21 protein-coding genes and 1 tRNA gene are annotated in these 21,343 nt (G+C 75.1%); 11 read left to right on the top strand and 11 right to left on the bottom strand.

Features of this window, described 5'->3' with window-relative positions; translation table 11 throughout:
- Position 1: 1 nt before the first annotated feature.
- Genes ACI78R_RS21090 through nth form a run of 4 tightly spaced genes read right to left on the bottom strand, consistent with a single transcriptional unit; the run spans position 2 to position 2,605 of the window.
- Complete coding sequence (locus ACI78R_RS21090) at positions 2 to 466, bottom strand: cupredoxin domain-containing protein (protein WP_457042157.1); 465 nt, start codon at positions 464 to 466, stop codon at positions 2 to 4.
- Entirely contained in the window at positions 463 to 1,233 is a 771-nt protein-coding gene (locus ACI78R_RS21085; RefSeq protein WP_245794231.1) for an NUDIX hydrolase, read from the bottom strand. Before ACI78R_RS21085 ends, ACI78R_RS21090 begins: the two co-directional genes overlap by 4 nt.
- Positions 1,230 to 1,814, bottom strand: a complete 585-nt coding sequence (locus ACI78R_RS21080) for a TlpA family protein disulfide reductase (protein WP_457042156.1) — start codon at positions 1,812 to 1,814, stop codon at positions 1,230 to 1,232. The genes ACI78R_RS21085 and ACI78R_RS21080 overlap by 4 nt, the downstream gene beginning before the upstream one ends.
- On the bottom strand, positions 1,811 to 2,605 hold the full coding sequence (gene nth, locus ACI78R_RS21075; RefSeq protein ID WP_073418188.1) for an endonuclease III: 795 nt from the start codon (positions 2,603 to 2,605) through the stop codon (positions 1,811 to 1,813). Before nth ends, ACI78R_RS21080 begins: the two co-directional genes overlap by 4 nt.
- A gap of 93 nt (positions 2,606 to 2,698) precedes the next feature.
- Here nth and ACI78R_RS21070 point away from each other — a divergent pair, with 93 nt between their 5' ends.
- Together ACI78R_RS21070 and ACI78R_RS21065 are read left to right on the top strand one after the other, a co-directional pair.
- Complete coding sequence (locus ACI78R_RS21070) at positions 2,699 to 2,938, top strand: hypothetical protein (protein WP_083628424.1); 240 nt, start codon at positions 2,699 to 2,701, stop codon at positions 2,936 to 2,938.
- A 173-nt stretch (positions 2,939 to 3,111) separates the two neighbouring features.
- On the top strand, positions 3,112 to 3,786 hold the full coding sequence (locus tag ACI78R_RS21065; RefSeq protein WP_073418184.1) for a Crp/Fnr family transcriptional regulator: 675 nt from the start codon (positions 3,112 to 3,114) through the stop codon (positions 3,784 to 3,786).
- A gap of 59 nt (positions 3,787 to 3,845) precedes the next feature.
- Here ACI78R_RS21065 and ACI78R_RS21060 read toward each other — a convergent pair whose 3' ends face one another.
- From ACI78R_RS21060 to ACI78R_RS21050, 3 genes are read right to left on the bottom strand one after another with little or no spacing between them, the layout of a single operon-like run.
- Positions 3,846 to 4,637 (bottom strand): NUDIX hydrolase, encoded by a 792-nt coding sequence (locus ACI78R_RS21060; protein ID WP_457042155.1) that lies wholly within the window; start codon positions 4,635 to 4,637, stop codon positions 3,846 to 3,848.
- Positions 4,634 to 5,110 (bottom strand): RidA family protein, encoded by a 477-nt coding sequence (locus ACI78R_RS21055; RefSeq protein WP_073418181.1) that lies wholly within the window; start codon positions 5,108 to 5,110, stop codon positions 4,634 to 4,636. Before ACI78R_RS21055 ends, ACI78R_RS21060 begins: the two co-directional genes overlap by 4 nt.
- A 10-nt stretch (positions 5,111 to 5,120) precedes the next feature.
- A complete protein-coding gene (locus ACI78R_RS21050) occupies positions 5,121 to 5,294 on the bottom strand; it encodes a hypothetical protein (RefSeq protein ID WP_139252784.1) in 174 nt (57 codons plus the stop codon).
- Positions 5,295 to 5,377: 83 nt separating this feature from the next.
- On the opposite strand from ACI78R_RS21050, the gene ACI78R_RS21045 reads away from it, so the two are divergent.
- From ACI78R_RS21045 to ACI78R_RS21035, 3 genes are read left to right on the top strand one after another with little or no spacing between them, the layout of a single operon-like run.
- On the top strand, positions 5,378 to 6,367 hold the full coding sequence (locus ACI78R_RS21045; RefSeq protein ID WP_457042154.1) for an ArsA-related P-loop ATPase: 990 nt from the start codon (positions 5,378 to 5,380) through the stop codon (positions 6,365 to 6,367).
- Positions 6,364 to 7,590 carry an ArsA family ATPase gene (locus tag ACI78R_RS21040; RefSeq protein ID WP_457042153.1) on the top strand — a complete coding sequence of 409 codons (1,227 nt, stop codon included), beginning with the start codon at positions 6,364 to 6,366 and terminating at the stop codon, positions 7,588 to 7,590. Before ACI78R_RS21045 ends, ACI78R_RS21040 begins: the two co-directional genes overlap by 4 nt.
- A 41-nt stretch (positions 7,591 to 7,631) precedes the next feature.
- Entirely contained in the window at positions 7,632 to 9,962 is a 2,331-nt protein-coding gene (locus ACI78R_RS21035; RefSeq protein ID WP_457042152.1) for a transglycosylase domain-containing protein, read from the top strand.
- Positions 9,963 to 9,983: 21 nt separating this feature from the next.
- On the opposite strand, the gene ACI78R_RS21030 is transcribed toward ACI78R_RS21035, so the two are convergent.
- Positions 9,984 to 10,436, bottom strand: a complete 453-nt coding sequence (locus tag ACI78R_RS21030; RefSeq protein ID WP_073418173.1) for a GatB/YqeY domain-containing protein — start codon at positions 10,434 to 10,436, stop codon at positions 9,984 to 9,986.
- A 70-nt stretch (positions 10,437 to 10,506) separates the two neighbouring features.
- Here ACI78R_RS21030 and ACI78R_RS21025 point away from each other — a divergent pair, with 70 nt between their 5' ends.
- From ACI78R_RS21025 to ACI78R_RS21005, 5 genes are all read left to right on the top strand, one after another.
- On the top strand, positions 10,507 to 11,418 hold the full coding sequence (locus ACI78R_RS21025; RefSeq protein ID WP_457042151.1) for a metallophosphoesterase: 912 nt from the start codon (positions 10,507 to 10,509) through the stop codon (positions 11,416 to 11,418).
- Positions 11,419 to 11,511: 93 nt separating this feature from the next.
- Positions 11,512 to 11,585 (top strand) — tRNA-Pro (locus ACI78R_RS21020).
- A 103-nt stretch (positions 11,586 to 11,688) separates the two neighbouring features.
- On the top strand, positions 11,689 to 13,041 hold the full coding sequence (locus tag ACI78R_RS21015) for a hemolysin family protein (protein ID WP_073418169.1): 1,353 nt from the start codon (positions 11,689 to 11,691) through the stop codon (positions 13,039 to 13,041).
- Entirely contained in the window at positions 13,038 to 14,162 is a 1,125-nt protein-coding gene (locus ACI78R_RS21010; RefSeq protein WP_073418167.1) for a hemolysin family protein, read from the top strand. Before ACI78R_RS21015 ends, ACI78R_RS21010 begins: the two co-directional genes overlap by 4 nt.
- 4 nt (positions 14,163 to 14,166) lie before the next feature.
- The gene (locus ACI78R_RS21005) at positions 14,167 to 15,963 is read left to right on the top strand and encodes a prolyl oligopeptidase family serine peptidase (protein WP_457042150.1); all 1,797 of its coding nucleotides are present in this window, start codon (positions 14,167 to 14,169) and stop codon (positions 15,961 to 15,963) included.
- Here ACI78R_RS21005 and ACI78R_RS21000 read toward each other — a convergent pair.
- The 3 genes from ACI78R_RS21000 to ACI78R_RS20990 are packed head-to-tail and all read right to left on the bottom strand — an operon-like array spanning position 15,896 to position 19,525.
- Positions 15,896 to 17,182, bottom strand: coding sequence for a glycosyltransferase 87 family protein (locus ACI78R_RS21000; protein WP_457042149.1), 1,287 nt, complete (start codon positions 17,180 to 17,182; stop codon positions 15,896 to 15,898). The two genes, ACI78R_RS21005 and ACI78R_RS21000, sit on opposite strands and share 68 nt — an antisense overlap.
- Positions 17,183 to 17,189: 7 nt before the next feature.
- A complete protein-coding gene (locus tag ACI78R_RS20995) occupies positions 17,190 to 18,260 on the bottom strand; it encodes an aspartate-semialdehyde dehydrogenase (RefSeq protein ID WP_457042148.1) in 1,071 nt (356 codons plus the stop codon).
- Complete coding sequence (locus ACI78R_RS20990) at positions 18,257 to 19,525, bottom strand: aspartate kinase (protein WP_073418161.1); 1,269 nt, start codon at positions 19,523 to 19,525, stop codon at positions 18,257 to 18,259. The genes ACI78R_RS20995 and ACI78R_RS20990 overlap by 4 nt, the downstream gene beginning before the upstream one ends.
- Before the next feature lie 94 nt (positions 19,526 to 19,619).
- Between ACI78R_RS20990 and ACI78R_RS20985 the strand changes: the two genes are divergently transcribed.
- Positions 19,620 to 21,212, top strand: a complete 1,593-nt coding sequence (locus ACI78R_RS20985; protein ID WP_457042147.1) for a phospholipase D family protein — start codon at positions 19,620 to 19,622, stop codon at positions 21,210 to 21,212.
- The last annotated feature ends 131 nt before the right edge of the window (positions 21,213 to 21,343 follow it).

Genomic DNA, 21,343 nt, shown 5'->3' with positions numbered 1-21,343 from the left:
CTCAGCCGCGCACGGTCATGACGCCGACCTGGCCGAGCTGCACGTGGAAGCTGCACTCGAAGGGGTGCTCGCCGGGCGCGGCGACCTCGAACTCGATCGTCTCGGTGGCCCCCGCCGCGAGCAGCGGGATCTCCTCGGCGATCTCCTCGGGGCCCTGGCCGGGCGTGAAGCGGAAGTTGTGCGTGGCCTGGGTGGCGGTGCTCTCGACGGTCAGCCGCACCCGACCCGGCGCCACGGTGAAGGTGTCGGGCACGAAGACGTAGTCGTCCGGCGTCTGGATGGTGACCTCCTGGACGCCGTCCTCGGCGACGGTCACCTGCCCGAGCGAGGCGTCCGGGGTCGACGACGGCGCGGCGGCGCCGCCGTCGCCGGAACCGCAGCCGGCCAGCACGCCGGCGGCGAGCACCGCGCCGGCCAGTGCCGCGGGGGCGCGGCGCGTCCAGATCGCGGTCGTCGGCGTCCTCATCGCCGCGGAACCGTACTTGCCGGGGGCCCGTCCGCCGCGACGTCGGCGACGCTCGGCGCGGCGGCGTCCTCCGCCCCGCCCTCCCCCAGCGAGCCCGGCGCGGCCTCGGGGCGCGGCGCGACGGCCTCCAGCGGCCGCACGTCGCGCACGTCCCACGGCCGGGCCAGGCCGGTGGCCTCGAGGATCGCCTCCATCAGCCCGCCGGTGAAGCCCCACACGACCATCCCGGCGACGTCGAACGCCGGGCCGACGTAGCCCGCCGGGTGGCGCACGCGGAACCGGTTGGCCGGGTCGGTGAGGTCGGCGAGCGGCACGCGGGCCACACGTGCCACCTCGCGCGGGTCGCCGACCACGACGTCGGCGGGCTCGTCCCACCACGCCACGACCGGGACGACGAGGTTGTCGGAGTAGGGCAGGAAGAGCTCGGGCAGCGTGGCGAGCACCCGCACGCCCGCCGGGTCGACGCCGGCCTCCTCCTGGGCCTCGCGCAGCGCCGTGGTGACGGGGTAGTCCTCCCCCGCGTCGGCGCCGCCGCCGGGGAAGGCGGGCTGGCCCGCGTGCGTGCGCAGCCGGGCGGACTTCTCGATGAGCAGGACGTCGGGGCCGCGCGGCCCCTCGCCGAACAGCACGAGGACGGCCGACCGGCGCGGCGTGCCGGTGACCGACGGGAAGCGGTGGCGCAGCGGCAGGTCGGCGGAGGCGGCCAGGAGCCGCTGCAGCCATCCGGGGAGGTCGGAGGTGTCGGCGCCGGGGAGCACGCCGGTCACAGCTGCACCCCGAGGTGCTCGGCGACCAGCGCCCGCAGCTCGTCGGTCGACGCGACCGGGCCCAGCTTCACGGAGGCCACGGATCCGTCCGCCGCGAGGAACACCGTGTGCGGCAGCCCCTGCAGGCCCAGCGCCGCCGCGACCTCGCCGTCGCGGTCGAAGGCGCCGGGCAGCGTGACGCCCGAGTCGTCGGCGAACGACGCCGCCTGCGGCACGCCGTCCTGGCTGATGACCCCGAGCACGCGGACGCGGTCGCCGCCGAGGTCGGCGAGCTCCTGCACCAGCGGGAGCTCCTCGCGGCAGGGCCCGCACCAGCTGGCCCAGAGGTTCAGCACGGTGGGCACACCCGGGGCGCGGCCGAGGTCGAGCGTGCCGCCGCTGAAGCACTCGAGGGGTGCGACCCCGGCCAGGTCCCCGGTCGCGGGCTCGTCGGGCTGCTCCGGGCAGGGCGCCAGGTCGGTCTCGGTCGAGGCGACCGTCGCCCGCTGCTCCGGGGCCGGCTCGTCGGCGGAGGCGGTGCAGGCCGACAGGAGGGCGACCGCCCCGAGCAGCAGCGCGGCCGCACGCCGCCCGGCGCTCACTCGGTGTCCGACGCCGCGGGCGTCTTGACCAGCTTCAGCGCCAGCTCCGGGTCGGTGGGGCCGATGCCGTAGGAGGGGCACCAGCGGGCCAGGCCGCACGCCCCGCAGGCCGCCTTCTTGGCGTGGCAGACCCGCCGGCCGTGGAAGATCACGCGGTGGCTGAACATCGTCCAGTCGCGCTTGGGGACCAGCTCGGCGATCTCGGCCTCGACCTTGACCGGGTCCTCCTCGGCGGTCCAGCCGAAGCGGCGCACGAGCCGGCCGAAGTGGGTGTCGACCGTGAGCCCGGGGACGTCGAAGGCGTTGCCCAGGACGACGTTCGCCGTCTTGCGGCCGACGCCGGGCAGCGTCACCAGGTCGGCCATGCGGCCGGGCACCTCGCCGTCGAAGCGCTCGACCAGCGCCTGCGCGAGCCCGAGCACCGAGTTCGCCTTGGCGCGGAAGAAGCCGGTGGGCTTGAGGATCTCCTCGACCTCGGCCCGGTCGGCCGCGGCCAGCGCCACCGGGTCGGGGTAGCGCGCGAACAGCGCCGGCGTCACCTTGTTCACCGTCTTGTCGGTGGTCTGCGCCGACAGGACGGTGGCGACCAGCAGCTCGAAGGCGTTGGTGAAGTCGAGCTCGCAGTGCGCGTCGGGGTGGATCACGGCGAGCTCGCGGGCCATGCGGCGGGCGCGGCGGGTGCGCGCCAGCGGCGTCTCGTCGGGGTCGAACGGCACGGCGGCCGGACGGCGGGCGGGAGCGCGACGCGCCGCGGGGCGCGCGTAGGGCTGCTCGGATACCGGCGAGGACACGCGGTCGAGGGTAGGCGTCACCGGCGACGGTCCCGGGCGCGTGCCACCATGGCGGTGCAGGCCAGAAGCCGGCGACCCGATCGGGAGGTGACCGTGGTCGCACTGATCGTCATCCTGTTCCCGCCGATGGTCATCGCGTTCCTGCTGGTGATGGAGCGCGTGGAGGAACCGCTGCGCCGGCCCACGTCGCCGCGCGAGGTGGCCGAGTTCCTGCAGTCGGCGACGCCGGGTGAGGTCGACACGCTGGCCGCCTCCGGCATCCGCCGGGCCATGGCGCGCTGGCGCCGTCGTCGCCGCTCGCGGGTGCAGAAGAGCACCGAACCGCTGGTCTGAGGGCCGGTCCGGCCCGCGCGGGCGGGGACCGCCGGCCGCCCTCCTCCCCCCGACGGGTCACGTCGCGTCACACCGAACGGGTGACGAGTCGCACAGCCGCCTAGACTCCTCGTGGATGCGGGTGCCTTCGCCCCGCAGGTGGAGCGCGAGACGGTGGGGTGGGACGACACGTGGTGGACGAGGTACTGGCTCAGTCGGGGCTCTTCCAGGGGCTCTCGGAGGAGGCCGTCGACCCGGTCGCCAGCCGTCTGGAGACGATCACGCTGCCCCGCGGCCGGGTGGTGTTCAACGAGGGCGAGCCGGGCGACAGCCTCTACATCGTGCTGAGCGGCAAGATCAAGCTGTCCCGCCGCTCCCCCGACGGCCGCGAGAACGTGCTCGCCGTCATGGGCCCGTCCGACCAGTTCGGTGAGCTGTCGGTCTTCGACCCCGGCCCGCGCACGGCCACGGCCACCGCGGTCACCGACGTGAAGCTGGCCAAGATGCCGCAGTCGGTGCTGCGCCCGTGGATCGAGGCGCACCCGGAGGTCGGCGAGCGGCTCCTGCACGTGCTGGCCCGCCGGCTGCGCCGCACCAACGACTCGGTCGCCGACCTGATCTTCACCGACGTGCCCGGCCGCGTGGCCAAGGCCCTGCTGCAGATGGCCGACCGCTTCGGCAGCCGCGAGGCCGACGGCCTGCGCGTCAAGCACGACCTGACGCAGGAGGAGCTGGCCCAGCTGGTCGGCGCCTCCCGCGAGACGGTGAACAAGGCGCTGGCCGACTTCGTGCACCGCGGCTGGATCCAGCTGCAGGGCAAGTCCGTCGTCGTCCTGGACGAGGACCGCCTCCGCCGCCGCGCGCGCTGACGTCTGTACACGAGAGGCCCGGAACCGACTCGGTTCCGGGCCTCTCGTGTTCGGCGGTCCTAGGACGGGAGCGGCACGACCAGGCCGATCCGCGTGCCGTCGGGGAGCTCGGCGAAGCGGCCCTCCGGGGTGCGCACCAGCTCCGGCATGATCGGGTGCAGCGGCTCCGGCGGGCTGCCCGCCAGCGCCGCCGCCACGTCCGCGAACGGGGCGAGCTGGCCGAGCGTGTGGATCGTCGGCGGCAGCATCGGCCGCGTACCGGCCCGCATCTCCGCCAGCGCGACCTCCGGCGTCAGCCAGCTGGCCTCGTCGGCCTCGCCGGAGACGTCGCGCGCCTCCTGGCCGACCGGCAGCGCCGCCGCGAAGAAGCGGGTGTCGTAGCGCCGCGGCTCCGCCGGCGGGGTGATCCAGTGCGCGAAGGGCCGCAGCAGGTCCGCGCGCAGCGCGAGGCCGCGGGCCGCCAGCAGCTCGGCCAGCGACAGCTCGCGGGTGAGCAGCGCCTGCCGCTGCGTCTCCCACTCGTCGCCCGACACGTCCGGGACGACGTCGCCGCCGGGCTCGCCGGCGAGCAGGACCCCGGCCTCCTCGAACGTCTCGCGCACCGCCGCGCAGACCAGCTCGCGGGCCACCCGCTCGTCGCAGCCGAGCGCCACTGCCCACTCCGCCGGCGAGGGACCGGTCCAGGCGACGTCGGTGTCGCCGTCGCGCGGGTCGACGCCGCCGCCCGGGTAGGCGGTCATCCCGCCGGCGAACGGCATGCCGCGGGTGCGCCGCAGCAGGTGGACCTCCAGGCCCGCCCCGCCGTCGCGCAGCAGCAGGACCGTGGCCGCCGGGCGGACCGCCGCGGTCATCCCCTCAGCTCGACGGTGAGCTCGACCTCGACCGGGGCCCCCAGCGGCAGCTCCGCGACACCGACGGCGCTGCGCGCGTGCCGGCCGGCCTCGCCGAACACCTTGCCGAGCAGCTCGCTGGCGCCGTTCACCACCCGCGGCTGGCCGCTGAAGCCCTCCGCGCTGGCCACGTAGCCGACGACGCGGATGACCCGGGCCACCTGGTCGAGGCCGACCAGGTCGTCGACGGCGGCCAGGGCGTTGAGCGCGCAGAGCTTCGCGTCGGCGGCGGCGTCCTCGGGGTCGACCGACCCGCCGACCTTGCCGGTGCGGCGCAGGCCGCCGTCGACGAAGGGCAGCTGGCCGGAGGTGAACACCAGCTGGCCGCAGCGCACGGCCGGGACGTAGGAGGCGACCGGCGCGGCGACCGGGGGCAGCCGGATGCCGAGCTCGGCCAGCCGGGCGTGCCAGCTCTGGGGCTGCGCGGAGGTCATCGCGGCGGCCTCAGGACAGCGGGCGCTTGAGGTACGCGACCGGCTGCTCGGAGCCGGACGGGCCGGGCAGCACGGTGACCAGCTCCCACCCGTCGGTCCCCCACGAGTCGAGGATCGCCTTGGTGTTGTGGATCAGCAGCGGGATGGTGGCGTACTCCCACCTGCGGCGGGCCGGTTCGCTCATGGGGCCCGACGCTAGCGCAGCGGCGGGGGTCCGTCGGCCCGCCGGGCGGGCCGACGTCGCGCGGGGCTCCTAGTCTGGACCGGGTGAGCCCCGACCTGCCCGTCCGCTGTCACGTCGTGACCGGGAAGGGCGGGACCGGCAAGACGACGGTCGCCGCCGCCCTGGCCCTGGCCCTGGCCGCCGAGGGGCGGACCGTCCTGCTGGTCGAGTGCGAGGGCCGCCAGGGCATCGCCCAGCTCTTCGACACCCCGCCGCTGCCCTACGAGGAGCGCCGCGTCGCCGTCACCCGCGGCGGCGGGGAGGTGCGCGCGCTGGCGATCGACGTCGAGGAGGCGCTCCTCGAGTACCTCGAGATGTTCTACAACCTCCGCCGCGCCGGCCGGGCGCTGCGCAAGATGGGCGCGGTCGACTTCGCCACCACCATCGCCCCGGGCCTGCGCGACGTGCTGATCACCGGGAAGGTCAAGGAGGCGGTCACCCGCCGGGTCGACGGGCAGCGGGTCTACGACGCCGTCGTCGTCGACGCCCCGCCCACCGGCCGGATCACCCGGTTCCTCAACGTCACCAGCGAGATGGCCGGGCTCGCGCGCTCCGGCCCGATCAAGACCCAGAGCGACGGCGTCATGGCCGTGCTGCGCTCCCCGCAGACGGCGGTGCACCTGGTCACCCTGCTCGAGGACATGCCGGTGCAGGAGACCGCCGACGCCATCACCGAGCTCGCCGACGCCCAGCTGCCGGTCGGCTCGGTGATCGTGAACATGGCCACGGAGCCCGTCCTGCCGGAGCCGGAGCTCGTCCGGGCCGCCGAGGGCCGGCTCACCGGGGCCGACCTCGTGCCCGGCCTTACGGCCGCCGGCCTGCCCGCCGACGCCGACCTCGCCGACGCGCTCGCCGCCGAGACGGTCGAGCACGCCCGCCGCTGGGCCGCGCAGGACGCGCTGCGCGCCCGCGTCGAGGGCCTGGGCCGCCCGACCGTGGAGCTGCCGCTGCTGCCCGGGCCGATGGACCTCGGCTGCCTGTTCGAGCTGGCCGGCCGCCTCGAGGAGTCCCTCGGCGCGGAGGTGGCCGCGTGAGCGCCGCCCCCACCGACGGCGCCCGCGCCGGCCGCGCGGCCGGCACGCCGCGGCAGGCCCCGGCGATGGACCTGTCGGCCCTCGTCGACGACCCGGACACCCGGATCGTCGTGTGCTGCGGCTCCGGCGGCGTCGGCAAGACGACGACGTCGGCCGCGCTCGCCCTGGCCGCCGCCGAGGCCGGCCGCCGCGTCGTCGTCCTGACCATCGACCCGGCCCGCCGGCTCGCCCAGTCGCTGGGTCTCGTGGAGCTCGACAACGAGCCGCGGCGGGTCGACGTCCCGGGGGCCCCGGGCGAGCTGCACGCGATGATGCTGGACATGAAGCGGACGTTCGACGACATCGTGTCCGCGCACTCGACGCCCGAGCGGGCCGAGCAGATCCTGGCCAACCCCTTCTACCAGACCCTGTCCTCGTCGTTCTCCGGGACGCAGGAGTACATGGCGATGGAGAAGCTCGGCCAGCTGCGGGCGGCCGACACCTGGGACCTGATCGTCGTCGACACGCCCCCGTCGCGGTCCGCGCTGGACTTCCTCGACGCCCCGAACCGGATGAGCCGCTTCCTCGACGGCACGATGATCCGGGTGCTCACCGCGCCCGCGCGGGCCGGCGGGCGGGCCGGGTTCAAGTTCGCGAGCGCCGGGTTCATGCTCTTCACCCGCATCATCAGCAAGGTGCTCGGCGGCCAGCTGCTGCGCGACATCTCCGCCTTCGTCAGCGCCCTGGACACCATGTTCGGCGGGTTCCGCGAGCGGGCCACGGCCACCTACGAGCTGCTGCGCCGGCCCGGCACCTACTTCGTCGTCGTGGCGACGCCGGAGCCCGACGCACTGCGCGAGGCCTCCTACTTCGTCGACCGGCTCTCGGCCGAGGGCATGCCGCTGGCCGGCCTCGTGCTCAACCGCACCCACCCGCCGGCGGACACGCGGCTGTCGGCCACCCGGGCCGAGGCGGCGGCCGAGGCGGCCGAGGACGACGGGCTGGTGTCCGGCGCGCTGCGGGTGCACGCCGAGCGGATGGCCCTCGCCGCACGCGAGCAGCGGCTGGCCGACCGGTTCACCAGCGCCCACCCCGAGGTGCCGCTGCGGACCGTCGCGGCGGCGGCCGGCGACGTCCACGACCTCGAGGGCCTGCGGGTCATGGGCGAGGCGCTGACCGGCGCCGACGGCGACACGCCGACGGGCGTGCCGCGCACCCGGGTGCTGCCCGCGCGCCGCGGCTGATCACCGGTCCCGGGGCGGCGCGGCACGTACCCTTCCGGGTGATGTCCGAGGTGTCCCGTGGCCGGGTGCTGGCCAAGCTCGTCGCGATGATCGTGGTGGCCGGCGCGCTGGTCGCCGGCCTGATGCTGCCCTTCGTGGGCGGCACCGGGGTGGTGGCCCGCAACTCCGCCTCGCTGCTCGACGCGCTGCCGGTCGAGCTCACCGACGCGACGCCAGCGGGCAACTCGCGGGTGCTGGCCTCCGACGGGTCGCTGATCACGAACTTCTACGCCAACAACCGCACGGTGGTCACCTCCGACCAGATCGCCGACGTGATGAAGCAGGCCCTCGTCGACATCGAGGACTCCCGCTTCTACGAGCACAACGGCCTCGACGTGCAGGGCACGCTGCGCGCCGCGGTGACCAACCTGTCGGCCGGTTCGGTGCAGGAGGGCGGCTCGACGATCACCCAGCAGCTGGTCAAGCAGACCCTGCTGGAGACCGCCGACAGCGCCGAGGAGCGGACGGCCGCGACCGAGCAGGACGGCGTCGAGGGCCTGTCGCGCAAGCTGCGCGAGGCCCGTCTCGCCCTCGCCCTGGAGGAGACCTATCCCAAGGACGAGATCCTCACCCGCTACCTGAACATCGTGTACTTCGGGCAGGGCGCCTACGGCATCCAGGCCGCCGCCCAGCAGTACTTCAGCGTCAACGCCGTCGACCTCACCCTCCCCCAGGCCGCCATGCTGGCCGGGCTGGTGCAGAGCCCGGCCAACGACGACCCGATCACCAACCCGGAGAACGCCCAGACGCGGCGCAACCAGGTGCTGCAGCGGATGTTCGACCTCGGCCACATCTCCGAGGCCGAGCTGACCGAGATCTCCGCCCAGCCGGTCGCCGTCGCCCCCGGCGTCCGCCCGGCCAACGGCTGCATCGACGCCGCCGTCGGCGGGTTCTTCTGCTCCTACATGCAGGGCTACCTCACCGGCGTCCTCGGGATCACCCAGGAGCAGCTGGACAACGGCGGCCTGACCATCCAGACGACGCTGGACCCGCAGCTGCAGGTGCTCGGCGACCAGGCCGTCCTCAACACCCTGCCGATGGGCGCCGAGCTCGCCGGCATGTTCACCGCCGTGCAGCCGGGCACCGGCGCGGTGCTGGCGATGAGCGTCAACCGCCGCTTCGGCTGCTCCGACCCCGACTGCGAGTCCGTCGTCCTGCACACGGCCGCCAGCAAGGGCGCCGGGTCCACCTACAAGGTCTTCACCGCCGCGGCGGCGCTGGAGGCCGGCATCCCGGCCAACACCGTCATCACGACGCCGGGCAACCAGTACACCTCGCGGGTCTTCCGCGGCCCGGGCTGCGACGACGACGACCGCAACACCACCACCGCGCGCGGCATGTACTGCGTGCAGAACGCCGGCAACTACCCCGACACCCTGGACATGGTCGGCGCGCTGGTCCGCTCCTCCAACACCTACTTCCTCGCCCTGGAGGACCGCCTCGGCAGCGTCGAGGGCCCGGTGCGGATGGCCGAGCGGATGGGCATGACGTTCGACCAGCCCACCCAGAACTCCGCCGACACGATCATCGACGGCAACTTCGGCTCCTTCACCCTCGGCGCCGAGGCCACCAGCCCGCTGGACCTGGCCAACTCCTACGCCACGCTCGGCGCCCAGGGCACCCGCTGCACCCCGGTCCCCGTGGTCCAGGTGCTCGACCGCGCCGGCCAGCCGCTCACCGGGGACGACGGCCAGCCGCTGGTGCGCGGCGACAACTGCACCGCGAACGCGATCCCGGCCAACGTCGCCAACACGCTGAGCCAGATCCTCGTCGGCGACGTCGCCACCCCCGCCGGCACCGGCACCCGGGCGGCCATCGCCGGCCACCAGATCGCCGGCAAGACCGGTACCGCCCAGGGCCGCGACTCCGTCGCCTTCGTCGGGTTCATGCCCGAGTACTCCGCGAGCGTCATGGTCTTCAACCCGAAGGCCCAGCAGGACGTCGGCGGCTACGGCGGCAACTTCCCGGCGACCATCTGGCGCAACGCCATGGCGCCCTACCTGGAGACCCGGCCGACCTCGACGTTCCCGCCGGCCGACCCGGCGCTGATGAACGGCGGCCGCGGGGCCGCCACCCCCGCGCCGGACGCGGGGCAGGTGCCGACCGACCCGGGCGTGGTCGCGCCGGGCACGGCGACCGACGGCGCCCCCGCCGACGGCGGCCCCCAGGGCACCGGCGCGCAGGGCGGCGTCCCCCAGGGCGGGCCCCAGGGCGGCGCCGGCACCGACGGCGGGCGCGACGGCGGTCCTGGTTGGGGCGCGGGCGGCGGGTTCGGCGGAGGTCCCGGCGGGGGTCCCGGCGGCGGTGGTCCCGGCGGTGGCGGCGGGGGCTGACCCCGCCGCGCGGCCGGTCCGTCAGCCGAGCTGGCGGCGGACCTCCGCGGCCACCCGGCCACCCTCGGCCCGGCCCGCGACCGCGGCGTTGGCCGCGCCCATGACCCGGCCCATGTCCTTCATGCCGGTGGCCCCGGTGCGGGTGACCACGTCGGCGACGATCGCGGCGAGGTCGGCGTCGTCGAGCTGGGCCGGCAGGTAGCCCGCGACGACCTCGCCCTCGGCCCGCTCGCGGCCGGCCTGCTCGGCGCGGCCGGCGGAGTCGAACGCCTCGGCGGCCTCCCGGCGGCGCTTGGCCTCGCGGCGCAGGACGCCGAGCACCTCGTCGTCGGACAGCTCCCGGGCCTCCTTGCCGGCGACCTCCTCCGCACTGACCGCGGCGAGCACCATGCGCAGCGTGGCGGTGCGCAGCTCGTCGCGGGACTTCATGGCGGCGGTCAGGTCGGCGCGCAGCTGATCCTTGAGGTCGGACACGCCTCCAGCCTGGCACGACGCCCCCGTCCGCTCGGCGCGGGCCGGTGATCGCCACCCGTACGCTCGGCCCGTGCGCTGGTACACCGCCCTCCCCACGGCCGCCGTCGCGGCGGGTGCCTCGACCGTCGCCTACGCCTCGCTCTACGAGCGCACCCACTGGACGCTGCGCCGCTTCGACGTCCCGGTGCTCGCACCCGGCTCGGCGCCGCTGACCGTGCTGCACCTGTCGGACCTGCACATGACCGCCGGGCAGCGCTCGAAGCAGGACTGGGTGGCCGCGCTCGACGGGCTGCAGCCCGACCTCGTCGTCGACACCGGCGACAACCTCGCCGGCCACGACGCCGTCCCGGCGGTACTGCGCTCGCTGGACCCGCTGCTCGACCGGCCCGGCGTGTTCGTCACCTCGTCCAACGACTACTACGCGCCGCGGCCGAAGAACCCGTTCAGCTACTTCACCCGCACCACGAAGCGGGTGCACGGCGACGAGCTGCCCTGGCGCGGCATGCGCGACGCGTTCACCGGCCGCGGCTGGCTCGACCTGACCAACGCCCGCGGCGAGCTGACCGTCGCCGGGCGGCGGATCTCCTTCGCCGGCCTGGACGACCCGCACCTGAGGCGGGACAGGTACGACGACGTCGCCGGGCCGGCCGACCGCACCGCCGACCTGCGCATCGGCGTCGTCCACTCCCCCGAGCCGCGGGTGCTCGACCGCTTCGTCGCCGACGGCTACGACCTGCTGCTGTGCGGCCACACCCACGGCGGGCAGCTGCGGGTGCCGTTCTACGGGGCGCTGGTCACCAACTGCGGCATCGACCGCGACCGCGCCCGGTGGCTGCACCGGTGGGCCGGCCCGTCGCCGGAGCGCCCGGCGGGCACCTGGCTGCACGTCTCGGCGGGCCTGGGCACCAGTCCCTACGCGCCGGCGCGCTTCGCCTGCCCGCCGGAGGCGACGCTGCTCACGCTGACCGCGCGGGAGCCGTGACGAAGGACCCCGCTGCCCCCCACCCCTCGCACGCTCGGCGCGGGACCCTGCAGCGGGGCCGCCTGAGCTGACAGGTACAGTTCTCCTCACAGCCGGGGTGTGGCGCAGCTTGGTAGCGCGCGTCGTTCGGGACGACGAGGCCGCAGGTTCAAATCCTGTCACCCCGACCCACCACCGAGGGGCCGCCGGAAGGCGGCCCCTCGGTGCGTTCCGCGCCACGTTCCGGATGCGTCCGGTTGAGTCCGGGCCGCAGCGGGCACCCGTGCCCTGATGACCGAGTGGTTGCTCCTCCTCGCCGCCGTGGTGCTCACCGCGCTGACCGGCTTCTTCGTCGCCGCCGAGTTCTCGCTCACCACCGTCGACCGCGGCCGCGCCGAGGAGGCCGCCCGCGGTGGGGACACCGGCGCGGCCGGCGTGGTGACCGCGCTGCGCTCCCTGTCCACGCAGCTGTCGGCCGCCCAGCTGGGCATCACGCTCACCACGCTGGTCGTCGGCTACCTCGCCGAGCCGGCGATCGGCCAGCTGCTGCACGGCCCGCTCGAGGCGCTGGGGCTGTCGCAGGCCGCGGCCACCGGCGTCTCCTACGGGCTGGCCCTGGCGCTGGCCACGACGCTGCAGATGCTGCTCGGTGAGCTCGGGCCGAAGAACCTGGCGATCGCCAACCCGCTCGGCGTGGCCCGCGTCGTCGCGCCGGGCATGCGCCTGTTCACCGCCGCCACCGGTGTCCTCCTCCACGCCCTGCAGCGGCTGGCCAACGCGATCGTGCGGCGGCTGGGCTTCGAGCCGCGCGAGGAGCTGGACTCCGCGCGTGGCGCCGACGAGCTGGCCGCCGTCGCCCGCCGGTCGGCCGAGGAGGGCGACCTCTCCCCCGTCGCCGCCCGCCTGCTGCAGCGCTCGCTGGGCCTGCGCGCCAAGTACGCCACCGACGTCATGACCCCGCGGACCCGGCTGTGGACGCTGCGGGCCAGCGCCACGGCGGCCGACGTCATCGCCGCGGCCACCCAGTCCGGCAACTCGCGGTTCCCCGTGTACGGCTCCGACCTGGACGAGGTGACCGGCGTGGTGCACGTCAAGCGCGCCGTCGCCGTCCCCGAGGCGGAGCGCTCGTCCCGCACCGCCGGCGAGCTCGCCGACCCGGTGCTCGCCGTCCCGTCGTCCCTGCGTCTGGAGCGGCTGATGGACCTCCTGCGCGAGCAGGGCCTGCAGATCGCCCTCGTCGTCGACGAGTGGGGAGCCACGCACGGCGTCGTGACGCTGGAGGACATCGTCGAGGAGCTCGTCGGCGAGATCACCGACGAGACCGACCGGCCGCTGCGCACGCTGCGCCGGGTCGACGACCGCCGCTGGGTGCTGTCGGGCCTGCTGCGCCCCGACGAGGTGCTCGAGCGCACCGGCATCGCGGTGCCCGAGGGCCGGTGGGAGACGCTGGCCGGCTGGCTGGCCGAGCACCTGCAGCGGCTGCCGGAGGTCGGCGACACCGTCGAGCTGGACAGCGCGCGGCTCACCGTCGAGTCGCTGGACGGCCGCCGGGTCGCCCGGATCGCCGCCGAGCGGACCGTGGAACCCCAGTACGGCGCGACGGCGGCCTCCCGGCTGCGCGCGGAGCGGGAGGTCGCGGCGTGAGCGACGTGATCAGCCTGCTGATCCTGGTGGCGCTGCTGCTGGGCAACGCCTTCTTCGTGGCCGCCGAGTTCGCGCTGGTGTCGGCCCGGGTGGACCAGATCGAGCCCCGCGTCGACGCCGGGTCCGCCCGGGCGGCGAAGACCCTGGCCGCGATGCGCAACGTCTCGCAGAACATGGCCGGCGCGCAGCTCGGCATCACGCTGTGCTCGCTGGGCCTGGGCGCCGTCGGCGAGCCGGCCGTCGCCCACCTCATCGAGGCGCCGCTGCACGCCGCCGGCGTCCCCGACGCGCTGCTGCACCCGATCGCGCTGGTGATCGCGCTGTCGCTGGTCACCGTGCTGCACATGGTGCTCGGCGAGATGGTGCCGAAGAACATCACCATCGCCGGGCCCGACCGGGCGGCGCTCGCGCTCGGCCCGCCGCTGGCCGCCTTCACCCGCCTGCTCAAGCCGGTGATCTGGTTCTTCAACACCACGGCCAACGCGTTCGTCCGGCTGTTCGGCGCCACCCCGACCGACGAGGTGGCGGCGAGCTTCGACGAGACCGAGATCCGCTCGATGATCACCCAGTCGCGGCGGGAGGGCCTGCTCGGCACGGAGGTGAGCGAGCTGGCCGCGGGCGCGCTGACCTTCGAGCAGCACGCCGTCGAGGACGTGCTGCTGCCGATGGACACCGTCGTCACCGTGCCGCGCTCGACCACGCCCCGGCAGCTGGAGGCCGTCGTCGCCGAGCACGGCTTCAGCCGCTACCCGGTGCAGGGCGAGGACGGCAGCCTGCTGGGCTTCGTGCACGTCAAGGACGCCCTCGGCGTCACCGGCGCCGACCGCGACCGCCCGATGCCCGACGAGCACGTGACGCCGCTGGTGCCGATCGCGCCGGGGACCAAGCTGCCCGAGGTGCTGTCGGAGATGCGCGCCCAGGGCGCCCACCTCGGCGGCGTGGTGGCCCAGGAGGACGGCCGGCGGCGCACCGTGGGCCTGGTGGCGCTGGAGGACGTCCTGGAGCTGCTGATCGGTGACGTCCGCGACGCCGCCGCCGAGCACACCCGCCAGCTCGCCGACCGCGCCGCCCGCGGCCGCCGGACCGGTGCCGAGGCGGGAGCGGGCGCCGGGGGAAGATGACCGGGTGAGTGCACCCGCCCTCCCCCCGGAGGTCACCGCCCGCTGGCAGGCCCGCTTCCGCGCCCCGCGGGTGAGCCTGCCCGACTGGGCGCTGCGGGCGCCGGACCGCTCGCTGTACGCCTCCGACGTCAGCGGCGTCGTCGAGCAGTACGCCTGGGACCGCGGCACCGACGCCCACCGGCAGGCCACCGACCGGCCCAACGGCACGCTCATCGGCACCCTGTCCCCCGACGGCGAGCAGATCTGGTGGTTCGCCGACACCGACGGCGACGAGTTCGGCGTGTGGATGGTGCAGCCGTTCGCCGGCGGCGAGGACCGGGTCGCCGTGCCCGAGGTGGGCCCGGCCTACCCCGCCGGGCTGGAGATCGGCTCCTCGCTCGTGGCGATCGGCCGCTCCACCGACGACGGCAGCGAGCTGTGGCTGGCGCCCGCCGGCGGGACGCCGCGGGTGGTCTACCGGCACGAGGACCCGGCGTCGGTCGACGCGCTCACCCTCGACGACGAGCTGCTGGTGGTGTCGCACTCCGAGCACGGCGACCCGCGCTACCCGGCGCTGCGCGTGCTCCGGACGGCCGACACCACCGAGGACGCGCCCGCCGTCGTCGCCGAGAAGTGGGACGGCGAGGGCCGCGGCCTGCACGCGCTGGAGTTCGCCCCGCTGCCCGGCGACCGGCGGCTGCTGGTCGGCCACGAGCGCCGCGGCCGCGAGGAGCTGCTGGTCTGGGACGTCGCCGCCGACACCGAGACCGAGATCGTCCTCGACCTGCCCGGCGACGTGACCGCCGGCTGGTACCCCGACGGCTCGGCGCTGCTCGTGGGCCACGACCACGCCGCCCGCAGCGAGCTGTACCGCTACGACCTGGGCACGGGCACGTTGGAGCGGCTGGACACCCCGCCCGGCGTCGTCCGCGGGGCCACCGCCCGGCCCGACGGAAGCGTGGAGCTGGCCTGGTCCTCGTCGGAGCGCCCGCCGGTGATCCGCCGGGCCGACGGCCCCGTGGTGCTCGCCGCGCCCGGCGAGGAGCCGCCCGCGGCCCACCCGGTGGAGGACCGCTGGGTGCCCGGCCCGGGCGGCGACGTGCACGCGCTGCTGGTCCGCCCGGCCGGCGAGCCGCCGTACGCGACGGCGTTCCTCGTGCACGGCGGCCCCGAGTCCGCCGACGACGACAGCTACCGCGCGCGGCGGGCGGCCTACGTGGACGCCGGGTACGCGGTCGTGCACGTCAACTACCGGGGCTCCACGGGCTACGGCAGCGCCTGGCGCGACGCGCTGACCGGCCGCCCGGGCCCGACCGAGCTCGAGGACGTCGCCGCCGTCTACGACGCGCTGGTCGCCGAGGGCCTGCTCGACCCGGCGCGCGCGCTGATCACCGGCGGCTCGTGGGGCGGCTTCCTCACCCTGCTGGCGCTGGGCACCCAGCCCGAGCGCTGGGCGGCCGGCATCGCCGAGGTGCCGGTGGCCGACTACCTGGCCGCCTACGAGGACGAGATGGAGGGCCTGCGGGCCTACGACCGGGCGCTGTTCGGCGGCTCGCCGGAGGAGGTCCGGGAGCGGTACGAGCGCTCGTCGCCGATCACCTACGTCGAGCAGGTGCGCGCGCCGGTGCTGGTGGTGGCCGGCGCCAACGACCCGCGCTGCCCCATCCGGCAGATCGAGAACTACCTGGGCCGGCTCGAGGAGCTCGGCCGGCCGCACGAGGTGTACCGCTTCGACGCCGGGCACGGCTCCCTGGTCATCGAGGAGACGATCCGCCAGGTGGAGACGGCGCTGTCGTTCGCTCTGAGGCACGTACGGCCCTGACCCCCCGGGCGGGGAGCACGGCCACCACTACCAGCGTCACCAGCAGGTAGAGGTCCTCGACGAGGATGCCGACCACGCCGCGCTCGTGGTGGTGGCCCGTGGTCGCGAAGGCGAACCAGATCGCCGACGACGCCAGCACGCCCGCGGCCACCGCCGCCAGCGACCCGGCGAGCACCCGCGGCCGGGCACGCCACCACCGCGGGGCGGGCGCGGCGGGCGGCGTGCCGGCGGCGACGTCGACGAGCACGACCAGCGCCGGCACCAGCCAGACGAAGTGGTGCGACCAGCTGATCGGGCTCACCAGGCAGGCGGCCAGGCCGGTGAGCGCGACCCCGGCCAGGTCGTCACCGGCCCGCGCGGCGCGCACCGCCCGGGTCAGGACGAACGCCAGCGCCGCGGCGGCGAGCAGCGCCCAGACCAGGCGCGGCGGCTCGGCGGGGTCGGTGAGCCGCGCCAGCGCACCGAGCAGTGACTGGTTGGACGTCTTGTCCAGCTTGCCCACGCGCTCGGTCTGCCACAGCGTCTCGGTCCAGAAGCGCCACGACGTGCCGGGCACGACCGCGAACGCCAGCAGCGTGGCCGCGGCGGCGGTGCCGGTCGCCACGGCGGCGGCGCGGGTGCGACGGGTGAGCAGCAGCCAGACGACGAACAGGCCGGGGGTGAGCTTGACCGCGGCGGCCAGCCCGATGCCGACGCCGGCCCACCGCGAGCCGCGCCGCAGCGCCGCGACGTCGGCGAGCACCAGCGCCATCAGGAACAGGTTGACCTGGCCGAAGCCCATCGTCTCGCGCACCGGCTCGAGCACGAACAGCAGCGGCAGCGCGAGCACCCACGCCCACGTCAGCGGCCAGCCGTGCCGCCGGGCGAGCGGCGTGAGCAGCCACCACGCCAGCCCAGCGAGCACGACGACGTTGAGCAGCACGTGGCCGGCCGCGACCGCCGGGTAGGGCAGCAGCGCCATCGGCAGCACCAGCAGCGCCGCGAACGGCGGGTAGGTGAAGCCGTAGGGGCTGCGGCCGTAGGTGAAGTCGTAGAGCGGCTGCCCGTCCAGCCACCAGGCCACCGCGCCGCGGTAGACGCGCAGGTCGAAGAAGTCGTGCCAGGGGTCGTTGGGGACGACGACCGACACCCAGGCGACGACGCCGACCAGCGCGGCGAACAGCCCGACGCCGGCGGCGACGCGCCGCCGGTTGGTCGCGCCGGCCCGGGTGCCGGCCACGGGAGCGCTAGGCCTGGCCCCGGCGGGCGAGCAGCAGCTCGGCGATCTGCACGGTGTTCAGCGCCGCGCCCTTCCGCAGGTTGTCGTTGCTGATGAACAGCGCCAGCCCGCGGTCGCCGTCGACGCTCTGGTCCTGCCGGATGCGCCCGACGTAGCTCGGGTCCCGGCCGGCCGCCTGCAGCGGCGTCGGGACGTCGGTGAGCTCCACGCCGGGGGCCTCGCCGAGCAGCTCGGTGGCCCGCGCGACGGTCAGCGGCCGGGCGAACTCGACGTTGAGCGACAGCGAGTGCCCGGTGAAGACCGGCACGCGCACGCAGGTGCCCGAGACCCGGAGGTCGGGGATGCCGAGGATCTTGCGGCTCTCGTTGCGGAGCTTCTGCTCCTCGTCGGTCTCGAACGAGCCGTCGTCGACGACGCTGCCGGCCATGGGCAGCACGTTGTAGGCGATCGGGCGCACGTACTTCTGCGGCTCGGGGAAGCTCACCGCCGACCCGTCGTGGGTGAGCGCGGCGGCCTTGTCGACGACGGCCTTCACCTGCCCGTCGAGCTCCTCCACGCCGGCCACGCCGCTGCCGGAGACGGCCTGGTAGGTGCTGGCGACCATGCGGACGAGCTGGGCCTCGTCGTGCAGCGGCCGCAGCACCGGCATCGCGGCCATGGTGGTGCAGTTCGGGTTGGCGATGATCCCGCGCGGGACCTCGTCGAGCGCCTGCGGGTTGACCTCGGCGACCACGAGCGGCACGTCGGCGTCGCGCCGGAAGGCCGAGCTGTTGTCGATGACCGTGACGCCGGCCGCGGCGAACCGCGGCGCCTGGGCGCGCGAGGTGCTCGCGCCGGCGGAGAAGATCGCGACGTCGAGGCCGGCGGGGTCCGCGGTGGCGGCGTCCTCGACGGTGATCTCGCCGGCATCCGGGCCACTGCCCCACGGCAGGGTTCGGCCGGCGCTGCGGGCGCTGGCGAACAGCCGCAGCTCGGCGAGGGGGAAGCGGCGCTCGGCGAGGACCTGGCGCACGACGGCGCCGACCTGCCCGGTGGCGCCGACGATCCCGACGCGGAGCCCGTCGCTGGTGAAGGTCATCGTCCGGTCCCTCCGTAGACCACGGCCTGCTCCTCGTCGGTGCCGAGGTCGAAGGCGTCGTGCACCGCGCGGACCGCGAGGTCGACGTCGGTGTCGCGGCAGACCACGGAGATGCGGATCTCCGAGGTGCTGATGAGCTCGAGGTTCACGCCGGCGTCGGCGAGCGCGCCGAAGAAGCGGGCCGAGACGCCGGGGTGGCTGCGCATGCCGGCGCCGACCAGGCTGACCTTGCCGATGTGCTGGTCGAAGCGGACGTCGCTGTAGCCGACGGTGTGCTTGACCTTCTCCAGCGCGGCGATCGCGGTGGGCCCGTCGCTCTTGGGCAGCGTGAAGGAGATGTCGGCGAGCTTGCTGGTCTCGGCCGACACGTTCTGCACGATCATGTCGATGTTGATCTCGGCGTCGGCCAGCACGCGGAAGATCTGCGCGGCCTCCCCCGGCCGGTCCGGCACGCCGTAGACGGTGATCTTGCCCTCGCTGCGGTCGTGCGCGACGCCGGTGATGATCGCCTGTTCCACGCTGAGGTCCTCCATCGAGCCGGTCACCACGGTGCCGGGGAGCTGTGAGTAGGAGCTGCGGACGTGCACCGGGATGCCGTAGCGGCGGGCGTACTCGACGCAGCGGAGCATGAGCACCTTCGCGCCGGACGCGGCCAGCTCGAGCATCTCCTCGTAGGTGACGGTCTCGAGCCGACGGGCGTTGGGGACGATCCGCGGGTCGGCGGTGAACACGCCGTCGACGTCGGTGTAGATCTCGCAGACGTCGGCGCGCAGGGCCGCCGCGACGGCGACGGCGGTGGTGTCGGAGCCGCCGCGGCCGAGCGTGGTGATGTCCTTGGTGTCCTGGCTGACGCCCTGGAACCCGGCGACGATGACGATCGAGCCCTCGTCGAGCGCCGAGCGCAGCCGGCCGGGCGTGACGTCGATGATCCGGGCCTTGCCGTGGCTCGACGTCGTGATCACGCCGGCCTGCGAGCCGGTGAACGACCGCGCCTCGTAGCCGTGGGTGTTGATCGCGATGGCGAGCAGCGCCATGGAGATGCGCTCGCCCGCGGTGAGCAGCATGTCGAGCTCGCGGCCGGGCGGCTCGTCGGTGATCTGCGCCGCCTGGTCGAGCAGTTCGTCGGTGGTGTCGCCCATGGCGGAGACGACCACGACGACGTCGTTGCCGGCCTTCTTCTCGGCCACGATCCGCTCGGCGACACGCTTGATGTGGGCGGGGGAGGCGACGGAGGAGCCACCGTACTTCTGCACGACGAGGGCCACGGGTCCACAGGCTACCGATCCCGGGCCGGTCCTCCGTGATCCAGCCCGGTCCCGTCCCGTTGCGCCGCGCCGGGGCGGGCGTTGTGATCATGGGGTGACCGACCCCGTGGAGTGGCTGCTCAGCCCCGAGGAACGGGGCAACCCCGCCACCGACCTGCCGCCGTGGACCGAGGGCAACCTCGCCGTCCCGCTGGTGCACGGGGCCGCGTACTTCGACGCGCTGGTGGAGGCGGTCGAGGTGCTCGACGAGGGCGACCACCTCTTCTTCACCGACTGGCGCGGCGACCCCGACGAGGAGCTGCGGCCCGGCGGGCCCACGGTGGCGCAGCTGTTCACCGAGGCCGTGCAGCGCGGCGTGACCGTGCGCGGGCTGGTGTGGCGCTCGCACGTGGACTGGTTGTCGTTCAGCGCCCGGGAGAACCGCGCGCTCGACCGCGAGGTCGAGGACGGCGGCGGTCTCGTGGTGCTCGACCAGCGCGTACGCCGCGGCGGCAGCCACCACCAGAAGCTCGTCGTCTGCCGGCACGACCAGGACGCCACCAAGGACGTCGCCTTCGTCGGCGGCATCGACCTGTGCCACAGCCGCCGCGACGACGCCGACCACCGCGGCGACCCGCAGACGCTGCCCATGGCGGCGGCGTACGGGCCGACGCCGCCGTGGCACGACGTCCAGCTCATGATCCGGGGACCGGCCGTGGGCGCGCTCGACACGGTGTTCCGGGAGCGCTGGGACGACCCGATGGACCCCGACGAGGGCAACCCGATCGCCCACCTCATCGACCGGTTCAGCCGCAGCCGCATGTACGGCGACCCGCTGCCGCCGCAGCTGCCGCCCCCTCCCCCGGCGGGGCCGCACCTGGTGCAGAACCTGCGGACCTATCCGGCGATCCGCCCGCCCTACAGCTTCGCGCCCGACGGCGAGCGGTCGGTGGCGCGCGGGTACTCCAAGGCGATCAAGCGGGCGCGGCGGCTCATCTACCTCGAGGACCAGTACATGTGGTCGGGCGAGGTGGCCGAGCTGTTCGCCGACGCGCTGCGCGAGCACCCCGACCTGCACCTGGTCGTCGTCGTGCCGCGGGTGCCCGACCAGGACGGCGCGATCGCCGAGCGCCCGCAGTACGTGGGCCGCTGGCAGGCGCTGGAGATGTGCCGGCGGGCCGGCCGCGACCGCGTGCACGTCTACGACGTGGAGAACCACGAGGGCACGCCGGTGTACGTGCACGCGAAGGTGTGCGTGGTCGACGACGTGTGGGCCAGCGTCGGGAGCGACAACTTCAACCGGCGCTCGTGGACGCACGACAGCGAGCTGTCCTCGGCCGTCCTCGACACCACGCTCGACCCGCGGGAGCCGCGCGACCCGGCCGGCACCGGTGACGGCGCCCGCACCTTCGCCCGCGACCTGCGGCTGGTGCTCGCCCGCGAGCACACCGACCGGGCCGACGACGGCAGCGAGGACGCCGACCTGCTCGACCCCGAGGCGTTCGTCGCCACCCTCGACGCGGCCGCCGACGCCCTCGACGCCTGGCACGCGGGCGGCCGGCAGCGGCCGCGTCCGCGCGGCCGGCTGCGCCACCACCGGCCCGAGCAGCTGTCGTTCCCCACGCGCCTCTGGGCGACGCCGCTGTACCGCCTGGTCGACGACCCCGACGGCCGCCCGCTCCGCCTCCGCCGCCGCCGCGAGTTCTGAGCGGCCGGGCCGCACCCGGTCGGCCCGGCCGCACCGATCCCCAGGGAGACCGCTCCCCTGGGGGCACATGTCCTCCCGAGCCGAGTCGTGCTCTGCCCCGCCCCTGTGGGCAGAGCACGAAGGCGGACGGA

This window comes from Geodermatophilus sp. SYSU D01106, from assembly GCF_054049995.1.
Note: the sequence above shows the minus strand (reverse complement) of the source record. Positions and strands in the feature narration are given on the sequence as shown.